Origin of the sequence: Spirillospora sp. NPDC046719 (genome assembly GCF_040645715.1) — a bacterium.
Lineage (GTDB): Bacteria > Actinomycetota > Actinomycetes > Streptosporangiales > Streptosporangiaceae > Spirillospora.
On the sequence record NZ_JBEYYT010000353.1, the window covers coordinates 1 to 10210 of the forward strand.

A 10210-nucleotide genomic window follows, 5' to 3' on the forward strand; every position below is an offset into this window, starting at 1 on the left:
TCTCGCGCTCGCCGGCGGCCGGGGCCCCGCGCAGGGTTCCTGCTGTCATTGCGCCTCCTCACGAGGGCCGTCAGAGATGGGACCAGGATGACCGGTTGTCAGGACAAAACAGGGTGGGGTACGGGCCGGGTCGGGCGGCGGTGCCGCGGCCGGCCTGCGGCCTGTCACGTCCCGCCCGCGAACACGGCCGCGACCTCCGGGATGCGGGCGGCGTAGCCGTCCAGCAGCCGCCGCCCCACCGACACCGAGTCGACCAGCGGGTGCAGCCCGAACGCCTTGGCGGCCTCGGCCCGCGAGCCGGTCCGCGCGGCGCTGATCGTCAGCCGCTCGACGGCCTTCACCTGCTGCATCAGGCCGGCCTGGTGCAGGTCGGGCTGCGCGAGCGTCAGCGGGTGCACGCCGCCCGCGTCCACCAGCACCGGCACCTCCACCACGGCGTCCTCGGGCAGGGCGCGCACCGTCGTCCCGTTGCGGACGTTCAGGATCATCGTGGCGGGCTCGTTGCGGCTGATCGCGGCCATCACGCTCAGCGCGACGCCGGCGTAGCCCTCGTCGACCGGGTCGACGCCGGCGTGCCCCGCCAGCTCGGTCCCGGTGTCGGCGCCCTTCATCTCCGCCATGTAGCTCGCGCTGCGCGACGCGACCGTCTCCCGCCACAGCCCCATCGCCGCGCCGCCGGACGCCGCCGCGATCCGCTCGTAGAACGCCGCCTGCTGCTTGGCGAGGAACTCGCCGCGCGTCTGGGGGGCGTCGAGGGTGGCGCGGACCGCCTCGCGGTTGAAGTAGTAGTAGTACAGGTACTCGTTCGGGATCACCCCGAGGTCGCGGAGCCAGTCGCGGCCGAACACCACGCCCTCCTCCAGCGAGCCGAGCAGGTCGTCGTCGGCGAGCAGCCGCGGCAGCACGTCCACGCCGTCGTGCAGGATGCGGCGCATCCAGCCGAGGTGGTTGAGGCCGACGTAGTCCAGCTGCACGCGGGGCGGGTCGAGGCCGAGCGCAGCGGCGACCCGGGTGCCGAGCCCCGACGGGGTGTCGCAGATCCCGAGGACCCGGTCGCCGAGCACCGACTGCATCGCCTCGGTGATCATGCCCGCGGGGTTGGTGAAGTTGATGACGTAGGCGTCCGGCGCGAGCGCCTTCACCCGGCGCGCGATGTCGAGCATCACCGGGATGGTGCGCAGCCCGTAGGCCAGGCCGCCGGGGCCGGTGGTCTCCTGCCCGAGCACGTCCAGGTCGAGCGCCACGCGCTCGTCGCAGACCCGGCCGGCGAGCCCGCCGACGCGGATCGCGGCGAAGACGAAGTCGGCGCCTTCGAGCGCCTTGTCCAGCTCGGTGGAGGTGAACACCTTCGGCGCCGCGCCGGCCCCGCCCGCGTCCTCGTCCGCGAGCGCGGCCAGCACCGCCGCCATGCCCTCGAGGCGCCCGGCGTCGGAGTCCTGCAGCCAGACCTCCTCGATGCGCGGGGAGCCGTGGTCGCGCAGCAGGGCCTGGTACACGTAGGGCACCCGGAACCCGCCGCCGCCGAGAATGGCCAGCTTCATGCGATGAACACCTTCCCGCCCGCCTGCCGGCAGAGCTCGAGAGTCTTGGGATCGGCCCCGGCCGTGGTGACGAGCGCGTCGACCTGCGCGAGGGAGCACACGCGCAGCGAGCCGGTGCCGGGGAACTTGGCCTCGGAGGCGACGAGCACGACCCGGTCCGCGGACTCGATCATCGCCTGCTTGATCGGGGTCTCGACCTCCATGTCGTCGACCACGAGCCCGTTCGGCCGCACCCCGGTGCAGCTGAGGAACACGAGGTCGGCGCGGACCTGGCGGAGCGCGGTCTCGGTCAGCGACCCGACCAGCGTCAGGTAGTTGCGCCGGACCACGCCGCCGAGCAGGCAGAGCCGGACGGCCTCGTCGTCGCGCAGCTCGTCCAGCACGGCCAGGTTCGCGGTGATCACGGTGACCGGGCGGCCGCGCAGGTGCCGGGCGATAAGCCGGGTGCTGGTGCCGATGTCGAGCACGACGACCATGTCGTCCTCGACCAGGGCGGCGGCCCGCGCCGCCACCGCCTCCTTCTCGGCGCTGTCGTGCTCGGCCGACACCGCGAAGGAGACCTCCGGCACCGCCGCCCGCGGGGTCAGCGCCGCACCGCCGTAGGTGCGGACGAGCTCACCATTGCGGTCCAGCAGGTCCAGGTCCCGGCGGATCGTCGACTCGCTCACCTGAAGGCTCTCGGCCAGCTCCTTGACGGACGCCGCCCCCTTCGTGCGCAGCGAGGACACGATCTGCGCGCGTCGCTTGCTCGAGGTCACGCAGGGGAACGTAGCACTCATGACCGACTTCGGTCATCACCTGGTGGAAAGTTGCTCGAACTCCGTCATACGCGCACCTGACCTGCACATATCCCGGTCAGCGCATGGAAAGAGTCAGTCAACGCGGTCAAGATCGGCTCCGTTCACCACGGGCGGACGGTCACCGTCTGTCAGGACGGGCGGTCAACCGCCCCGTCGTGCACCATGGAGAGGTGACGCAGGTTGTAGAAGATCGGTCGGAAACGGCCCCCGGACTGGCGGTGCTCGCGGACCTGGTCGCCGACGGCGACGTGGTGGTGCTGAGCGGCGCCGGACTCTCCACCGAGTCGGGCATTCCGGACTATCGGGGCGAGACCGGCCGGGGGCGGCGCGCCGAGCCGATGACCTATCAGCGCTTCACCGGGGACACGGAGGCGCGGCGCCGGTACTGGGCGCGCAGCCATCTCGGCTGGCGGCACATCGCCGGCGCCCGCCCGAACGCGGGCCACCGCGCGGTCGCCGAGCTGCAGCGGCGCGGCCTGCTGGCGGGGATCATCACCCAGAACGTCGACGGGCTGCACCAGGCGGCGGGCGCGGACGGCGTCGTCGAGCTGCACGGCGGCCTCGACCGGGTGGTGTGCCTCGGCTGCGGCGAGCGCACCCCGCGCACGCGGCTGGAGGAGTGGCTGCGCGCCGCGAACCCCGGCTGGGACGCCCGCCCCGACATGATCAACCCGGACGGCGACGCGGTGCTGTCGGACGCCGACGTCGCGTCCTTCCGCACGGTGGACTGCGCGCGCTGCGGCGGGCTGCTGAAGCCCGACGTGATCTTCTTCGGCGAGAACGTGCCGCCCGCGCGGGTCCGCGACTGCTACGCGCTGACCGAGTCCGCCGGGACGCTGCTGGTGCTCGGGTCGTCGCTGACGGTGCTGTCGGGGTACCGGTTCGTCCGGCACGCGGCGCGGCACTCCGTCCCCGTGGCGATCGTCAACCGGGGCGCGACGCGCGGCGACCCGCACGCCCTGGTGACGCTGGACGCGCCGCTCGGCGCGACCCTGGAGGAGCTCGTCGCCCTGACCTCCTGACGGCCGCCCTCCCGACGACCGCTTTCCCGACGACCGCTTTCCCGACGACGGCACGGCCGCGTGCGCGGTTCGGGGAAACGGCGGGTACCTCCGTCTCCGTCCCGCTACGGTGATCATCATGGACATGGGGGCGGAGGACATCGCGGGCCTGCTCGCGCGGCTGCTGGCGGAGGGGCACGGGCTGCCCGCGGCGGCGGACGGCGCGGAGGTCGACGTGGCGGGGACGGGCGTGCGGATCGCGATCGCCGCGCCGCAGCCGCAGGACAACGGGCTCGTCCAGCTGCCGATCGGGGTGTCGCATCCGAGCTTCGGCGGGATGTTCGCCTGGGACCAGGCGGTGGGCGTGCCGGGCGCCGACCGGCATCCGGCCGCCGACGCGCTCGACGGCTGGACGCACACGGTGTTCCCGGTGTTCGCCGCCGCCCTGCTGCCCGGTAGCGACCTCGCCGCGCACGCCACCGCGGAGCCCCTGGAGGGCGGCGACCGCAAGGCGGAGGTGTTCTACGGGCCGGTCGCGACGCGCGACTTCGGCGGCCTGACCGACGCCGACCGGTCGGCGATGGCGGACCGCCCGCCGACCCGGGTGGTGATCGAGGAGCTGTTCACCGGGTACGCGCTGCCGGACCGCCCGGTGTGGGTCTTCACGTTCTGCGCACGGCTGCCGTCCGGGCCGGTCACGGAGGTGACGCTGCTGAACGGCGAGGCGGGCTCGTCGTTCGGGCACATCGCCGACCATCTGCCCTGGCAGGGGCACGGCTCGGTCAAGTCGTGGGCGCTGGTCGTGCCGCGCGGCTGAGCGGCGGGCGGGCCGTCCGGGCGGTCAGGTCCAGCCGAGGCGGGCCAGGTTCGTGACGGGCGGCTCGCCGCCCGCTTCGGTGAAGGCGCGCAGCGCGGCGACCAGCGCGCGGCGCTGCTCGGGCGGCATCCGGGAGACGACCGCGGCGATGTCGGCGCGGCGCCGGGCGGTGACGTCCCCGACGATGGCGCGGCCCGCGCCGGTGAGCTGGAGACGCACCTCCCGGCCGCTCGCGGGGCTGGCCCGCCGGTCGACCAGGCCGGCGGCGGCCAGCCGGTCGACCATCCGCAGCGCGGTGGAGGGGTTGACCTCCAGCAGACCGGCGAGCGTGACGAGCTTCGCCGGCCCCTGCGTCGAGAGCACGACCAGCAGGCGGAACTGCGGCGGCGTGACGGCGTCCTCCACGGCGGCGAGGGACCGCGCCGAGATCGCCACGAGCAGCCGCGACGCGGTCAGCAGGGCCGAGGTGACCTCGTCGGCGCCCCCGTCCGCTTCCACGGTCATGACGACTTTCTACCGCTCCGGTGCCCGGCGCCGCCAGCGCCGCCCCCGCCCGGCGCGCGGAGGGCGGGGGCGGCGGGTCCTCAGTCCCGGCCGGCGCCGTCCGGGAGCAGGTCGGCGAGCAGTTGGGCCAGGTGGCGGGGCCGGGCGCCGGTGCCCGCCTCGATCTGCGTCCGGCAGGAGAACCCGTCGGCCAGCACGGTGGTGCCGGGCCCGGCGTCCTTGACGGCGGGCCACACGCCCTGCTCGGCGATCTTGGTGGAGACCTCGTAGTGGCCGTTCTCGAAGCCGAAGTTCCCGGCGAGGCCGCAGCAGCCGACGTCGAGCGTGTCGACCTCCACGCCGGCGCGGGCGAGGACGCGCTCGTCGGTGCCGAACCCCATGACCGCGTGCTGGTGGCAGTGCGGCTGGGCGATCGCGCGGACCTTCGGCCGGTCCAGCCCGGCGACCACGTCGTGGGACGCGCCGGGCGAGGGGCCACCGGACTCCTCCTGATGCTGGTCGAGCAGCTCGGCGAGGGTGCGGGTCTGGTCCCGCAGCCGCTTCACGTCGTCCTCGACGCGGTCGCCCTCCATCAGCTCGGGCGCGTCGGCGCGGAAGACGGCGGTGCAGCTCGGCTCCAGCCCGACGACGGGGATCCCCTCGCGCAGCCGCGGCGCCAGCGCGCCGACGGTGCGGCGCAGCACGCGCGCCGCGACGCCGAGCTGGCCGGTGGAGATCCAGGTCAGGCCGCAGCACAACGGGACCGGCGGCACCTCCACCTGGTACCCGGACGCCTCCAGCACGCGGACGGCGGCCTTGGCGATGTGCGGGTGGAAGTTGTTGGTGAACGTGTCGGGCCACAGCACGACCCGGCGGCCGCCGGTGCGCGCCGGGCGGTGCTTGAACCAGTCGGTGAACCGCTCGGAGGCGAAGCGCGGCATCCGCCGCTCCGGGGCGATGCCGCCGAGCCGCTTGACCACCCGGTCCAGGCCGGGGACGTTCAAGGCGGTGTTGGCCGCGCCAGGCGCCACCGAGGCCATCTTCGCCCACAGCGGCAGCCAGCCCATCGTGTAGTGCGCCGCCGGGCGGATTCGCCCGGCGTAGTGGTGGGACAGGAACTCGGCCTTGTAGGTCGCCATGTCGACGTTGACGGGGCAGTCGCTGCGGCAGCCCTTGCAGGCCAGGCACAGGTCCAGGGCGTCGCGGACGTCCTCGGACCGCCACCCGTCGGTGATGACGGCGGCGCCGCCGGGGCCGGGCACCGCCGGGTCGGGCGTCCCGTCCTGCGGCATGCCGCGCATCATCTCCATCAGGATGCGGGCGCGTCCGCGGGTGGAGTGCTCCTCCTCCCCCGTCGCCCGGTAGCTCGGGCACATGACGCCGCCCGATGAGGCGCGGCACTTGCCGATGCCGACGCAGCGGGACGCCGCGTGGGTGAAGCGGTGCTTGTCACCGGGGAAGGAGAAGCGGGTCTCCGGCTCGGCGGGGTCGTAGCCGAGATGGTCGAGGTTGTCGTCGAGGCGGTAGGGGTGGACGACCTTGCCCGGGTTCATCTTCCCGCGCGGGTCGAAGATCGCCTTGAGCATCCCGAACAGCCGGACGACCTCGTCGCCGAACATCAGCGGCAGCAGCTCGCCGCGGGACTGGCCGTCGCCGTGCTCGCCCGACAGCGACCCGCCGTAGTCGACGACGAGGCGGGCGGCGCGCTCGATGAACCTGCGGTAGTTGCCGGTGCCCCTCTCGTCCTCCAGGTCGAACGGGATGCGGGTGTGCACGCAGCCCTGCCCGAAGTGGCCGTAGAGCGCGACGGGGCCGTAGCCGAACTCGTCGATGAGCCTCTGGAAGTCGCGCAGGTAGTCGCCGAGCCGTTCGGGCGGGACGGCAGAGTCCTCCCAGCCCTCGTGGGTGTCGGGCTGCCCGGGCGGGTAGGCGGTGGCGCCGAGCCCGGCCTCGCGGACCTTCCAGAGCCGCTCCTCGAGCGAGGGGTCGTGCACGAAGGTGCAGTGCGGCGGGTCCGGCTCGTTCTCCAGCCGCTCGATGAGGTCGTGGGCGCGCCGGCCGGCCTCGTCCTTGGTGTCGCCGCCGAACCGGACCATGAGCCACCCGGCGCCCTCGGGCATGTCCTTCAGGACGGCGGGCCCGGCGAGCCTGTCCTGCCTGGCGAGGTCGAGGAGCGTGTCGTCCATGCCCTCGAGCGCGAGCGGCTCGGCGGGCAGGACGCGCTGCACGGCGTCGCCGGCCGCGAAGATGTCGTCGTAGCCGAGCACCGCCAGCGACTGGTACGGCGGGACCGGCACCAGGCGGATCTCCGCGCGCAGCACGGTGACCAGCGTCGACTCCGACCCGACCAGGGCGCGCCCGACGTCGAAGCCCTTCTCGGGCAGCAGCGAGTCGAGGTTGTAGCCGGACACGCGGCGCGGGATGTCGGGGTAGCGGGTGCGGATCAGCTCCATGCCGTCGTCGCGGAGCGCGCGCAGCGCCCGGTAGATCTCGGCGCGGCGGCCGCCCTCGGCCTGGATCCGCTCGTACTCCTCGTCGGAGGTCGGCCCGACCCACATACGCACGCCGTCGTAGGTCAGCACCTCCAGCCGGACCACCGAGTCGACCATCTTCCCGTACGCCTGCGCCGACGCGCCGCACGAGTTGTTGCCGATCATCCCGCCGATCGTGCAGGTGTCGTGGGTGGACGGTTTCGGCCCGACCATCAGCCCGTGCTCCGACAGCGCCTCGTTGAGGTCGTCGAGGCACGCGCCGGGCTCGACGATCGCGGTCCGCCGCTTCGGGTCGACGGAGACCAGGCTCCGGCAGTACTTCGACCAGTCGATGACGACGGCGGTGTTGCAGCACTGCCCGGCCAGGCTCGTCCCGCCGCCGCGCGACAGCACCGGGGCGTCGTGCTCGGCGCAGACGGCGACCGCCTCGGCGCCGGCCTCGACGGTGCGGGGCACCACCACGCCGATCGGCGGCTGCTGGTAGTTCGAGGAGTCGTGCGCGTAGGCGGCCCGCGATCCGGGATCGAAGCGGACCTCGCCGTCCACCCGGTCGGCCAGGTCGCGGCGCAGCGCCGCGGTCCTCCACTCCCCGTCGCCGCCGGGGCCCTCCCCGGTCCCGTCCCGCCCCGCGTGCCTACCCGCTCCCAGCTTGCCCACCTGACGCAGTCGCTCCGCCGATACAGACATGCAGGAGCGCATACCCGGGTCGCGCGATTCAATCCGAGGGCGCAGCGGCGCGCCCGACGCGGCGGCGCCGCTTCCGGCCTCCGCGATCCCGCCTGCCGGGCGCCCGCTTTGGGATAGGGTGTCGGCCGATTCATTTGATCTTGTCGCGGGGGACGTCGTTGCAGGGTGCCCGACCAGCTGGTGATCTCACGCCCGAGCTGCTCCGATCGCCGGTCTGGCACGACCGGCAGGTCCAGTCCGCGGGCATCCCGCTCTACGACGTGCCGCTGGTCACGGTCGGCGGCGGGCTCGGCTCGTTCACGCTGGTGGACGTCCTGCGGATCCAGGGGGTCGCGGCGGGCGCCATCCGGGTGCTGTCCAGCCGGGACGCGCCCTGGGAGTCGTGGGAGTACCTGACCCGGGTGTCGCAGCTGCCGGCGGGCGAGCGGATCCGCTCCGACGCCGGGGCCCGGCCCGACAACATCTGGGGGTTCCCGTCGTACGCGCTGCACGAGGCGTGGCGGGACAAGTCGGTCAAGCTGCTGTGGCAGGTGCTGACCGAGCCGATCCTCAGCGACTTCTTCAGCCCCCGCGCCGCCACGGTGTTCGAGACCGTCCGCCGCGAGGCCGAGCGGATCTCCTACTGGCAGATGCTCTCCAAAGGGCAGGTACGGATGGTGCGGCGCCGCGCGGGCGGCGGCTACTTCACCGTCCTGACGCCGCCGCCGGGCACGTCCGCGACCAAGCGTGTCGTGATGCGGTCGCAGTACGTGCACCTGGCGGTCGGCTACCCCGGCCTGAAGTTCCTGCCCGACCTGCAGCAGTTCCGCGAGACCCACAACGACTACCACCGCGTCGTCAACGCCTACGAGCCGCACGAGCACGTGTACGAGACGCTGAAGTCGCGTCCGGGCGTGGTCGTGGTGCGCGGCGCAGGGATCGTCGCGTCCCGCGTGCTGCAGCGGCTGATGGACGACCGGGAGCGGTTCGGGTTGCAGACGCAGATCGTCCACATGTTCCGCACGTTCGTCACCGGCGCGCACGGCTCGGGTCCGTGGATGCGGCGCAAGGGCGGCGACGGCTGGGCGTACCAGGCGTTCACGCTGCCGAAGTCGGCGTTCGGCGGGCAACTGAAGGCGCAGTTCCGGCGCGCCGGGCCGGAGCGGCGCGCCGCGCTGTCCAAGGCCGTCGGCGGGACGACCACGCCGCGGCTGCGCCGCTGGCAGGAGCAGATGCGGCAGGGCCGCGCCGGCGGCTGGTACCACCCGTTCCAGGCCGTGGTGGACCGGGTCGAGCCGACTCCGGACGGGCGGCTGGTGTCGCTCACCCGCAGCGACGACGGGCGCCTCGGCCGGTACACCTCCGACTTCATCATCGACTGCACCGGGCTGGAGGCCGACATGCCCGAGCACCGGGTGCTGGCCGACCTGCTGCAGTACGGCGGCGCGCGGCGCAACGGGGCGGGCCGCCTCGCGGTCGGCGAGCACTTCGAGGTGCTCGGCGCCGAGAGCGAGGGCGGGGTGCTGTACGCCTCCGGCGCCGCCGCCGCGGGCAACCACTTCCCCGCCGTGGACAGCTTCCTCGGCATGCAGACCGCGGCGCTGGACATCGCCGAGGACCTGGCCCGGCGCGGGTTCTGCTCGCGGCTCGGCCCGGTGCGGTCGACCGGCCAGTGGATCAGGTGGATGAGGGGCCGTCCCCTCTGACCCGCCGCCCGTCCCGCCCCCCCTGCCCGGCCTCTCCTCCCTCAACGCCCTCCCCCACGCAGGAGCTCCCACCGTGATCCCCACCCTCGCCGGACGCCTGCAGACGCGGATCTTCGTGCTGGCCACGGTCGGCGCGCTGCTGACCGCGCTGGTCGTCCCGGTGCTGCCGGGCAGGCCGGGCTCGCTCGGCACGGCGTACCGGACGGCGTTCCTGATGCTCCTCGCCGTGATGGCGGTGGGCCTGGTGTGGGAGCTGCTGTACCACCTGCTGATGCAGTTCCGCTGGGACAAGGACTGGCCGACGCTGTTCGGGCTGGTCACCATGGTCCCGGAGGGCGCCGTGATGTGGCTGCTGCTGAACACCGGGCTCGTTCCCGGCGTCGGAGACCATGTGTCGGCGTCGATGTTCGTGACGATGTTCGTGGTCGTGTGGCTCGGCCAGTGGCTGTTCCTCAACGGGCCCATGCGGGTGCTCTCCGTGCGGTGGAGGCTGCGCGGCGGACGGCTGCTGTGACCGGCGGGGCGCGGGCGTTCGCGCGGCCGCTGCCCGGCGACGGTCTCGTCGCGCAGGAGGGCGAGCTGTCGCTGGTGTGCGCGGCGCCCGACGCGGTGACGGCGCCTGTGGTGGACGCGCTGCTGACCGCGCTGCAGGAGGTCGCGGAGGCGGGCGGCGACGGGGCCGAGCTCGTGCGCCGCGCCGCGCG

8 protein-coding genes and 1 pseudogene are annotated in these 10210 nt (G+C 73.8%); 5 read left to right on the top strand and 4 right to left on the bottom strand.

Annotated elements, in window-relative coordinates; genetic code table 11:
- Window positions 1–164: 164 nt before the first annotated feature.
- Window positions 165–1541, bottom strand: a complete 1377-nt coding sequence (locus ABZ914_RS38555; protein WP_500199410.1) for a 6-phospho-beta-glucosidase — start codon at window positions 1539–1541, stop codon at window positions 165–167.
- Window positions 1538–2299 (bottom strand): DeoR family transcriptional regulator, encoded by a 762-nt coding sequence (locus tag ABZ914_RS38560; protein WP_190864490.1) that lies wholly within the window; start codon window positions 2297–2299, stop codon window positions 1538–1540. The genes ABZ914_RS38555 and ABZ914_RS38560 overlap by 4 nt, the downstream gene beginning before the upstream one ends.
- Window positions 2300–2511: 212 nt before the next feature.
- Between ABZ914_RS38560 and ABZ914_RS38565 the strand changes: the two genes are divergently transcribed.
- Window positions 2512–3363, top strand: coding sequence for an NAD-dependent protein deacetylase (locus ABZ914_RS38565; protein WP_500199412.1), 852 nt, complete (start codon window positions 2512–2514; stop codon window positions 3361–3363).
- A gap of 118 nt (window positions 3364–3481) precedes the next feature.
- The gene (locus ABZ914_RS38570; RefSeq protein WP_500199414.1) at window positions 3482–4159 is read left to right on the top strand and encodes a DUF6348 family protein; all 678 of its coding nucleotides are present in this window, start codon (window positions 3482–3484) and stop codon (window positions 4157–4159) included.
- Window positions 4160–4183: 24 nt separating this feature from the next.
- On the opposite strand, the gene ABZ914_RS38575 is transcribed toward ABZ914_RS38570, so the two are convergent.
- Window positions 4184–4663, bottom strand: coding sequence for a MarR family winged helix-turn-helix transcriptional regulator (locus ABZ914_RS38575; protein WP_500199415.1), 480 nt, complete (start codon window positions 4661–4663; stop codon window positions 4184–4186).
- An 80-nt stretch (window positions 4664–4743) separates the two neighbouring features.
- On the bottom strand, window positions 4744–7791 hold the full coding sequence (locus ABZ914_RS38580) for an FAD-binding and (Fe-S)-binding domain-containing protein (RefSeq protein ID WP_500199417.1): 3048 nt from the start codon (window positions 7789–7791) through the stop codon (window positions 4744–4746).
- A gap of 188 nt (window positions 7792–7979) precedes the next feature.
- Between ABZ914_RS38580 and ABZ914_RS38585 the strand changes: the two genes are divergently transcribed.
- The 3 genes and pseudogenes from ABZ914_RS38585 to ABZ914_RS38595 all read left to right on the top strand — a co-directional run.
- The gene (locus ABZ914_RS38585; RefSeq protein ID WP_500199418.1) at window positions 7980–9506 is read left to right on the top strand and encodes a hypothetical protein; all 1527 of its coding nucleotides are present in this window, start codon (window positions 7980–7982) and stop codon (window positions 9504–9506) included.
- A 73-nt stretch (window positions 9507–9579) separates the two neighbouring features.
- Window positions 9580–10020: a hypothetical protein gene (locus tag ABZ914_RS38590; protein WP_433154683.1), complete on the top strand. Its 441-nt coding sequence runs from the start codon at window positions 9580–9582 to the stop codon at window positions 10018–10020.
- Window positions 10017–10210 (top strand): annotated as a pseudogene (locus ABZ914_RS38595) (FHA domain-containing protein); the annotation flags it as partial. The gene ABZ914_RS38590 and the pseudogene ABZ914_RS38595, both read left to right, overlap by 4 nt.

Coding starts and splice junctions, on each gene's coding strand:
- ABZ914_RS38555 (WP_500199410.1), bottom strand. CDS start 1,541: ATGAAGCTGGCCATTCTCGGCGGCGGCGGGTTCCGGGTGCCCTACGTG.
- ABZ914_RS38570 (WP_500199414.1), top strand. CDS start 3,482: ATGGACATGGGGGCGGAGGACATCGCGGGCCTGCTCGCGCGGCTGCTG.
- ABZ914_RS38575 (WP_500199415.1), bottom strand. CDS start 4,663: ATGACCGTGGAAGCGGACGGGGGCGCCGACGAGGTCACCTCGGCCCTG.